The sequence below is a fragment of the Neisseria sp. HMSC056A03 genome (assembly GCF_001815685.1).
GTDB lineage: Bacteria > Pseudomonadota > Gammaproteobacteria > Burkholderiales > Neisseriaceae > Neisseria > Neisseria subflava.
The window spans coordinates 1-327 of record NZ_KV821657.1 but is presented as its reverse complement, the minus strand read 5'-3'; the positions used below and the strand labels follow the sequence as shown (position 1 = coordinate 327).

Sequence of the window (327 nt, the reverse complement as noted above, 5' to 3'; positions counted from 1 at the left end):
CTACCGCTTTTAACTAAACAATCACCGCCATTTAAATCAAATCGGCATACATCTAAAGTGAAATATTCCCAACGTTTTTCGCCTCTTTGTATATCCAATGAAATTTTTTCCTGATCCCAAAACGGACCCGCTAGTTTTTCCATTTTGCCTTTCATAAGTTGTTCAGCATCTATTCTGCTTTGACCGCCTTTTCTGTAAGCACTTAAAACAGAACTATCGACACCATAACACGCAACCTTTATCAATCTACCTTCATTATCTCGATTTACAAGACAGTTTCTAGCAGGCCATTCTTTTAAGAATTCTTCGTTAACTTCATTCCATTTA

The 327-nt window shown here is 36.4% G+C and carries 1 protein-coding gene; it reads right to left on the bottom strand.

Annotation, left to right across the window (positions count from 1 at the left end; genetic code table 11):
* Nucleotides 1-327 (bottom strand): IgG-binding virulence factor TspB family protein (locus HMPREF3052_RS09900; protein ID WP_283126977.1); only part of this gene is annotated, 327 nt, incomplete at both ends.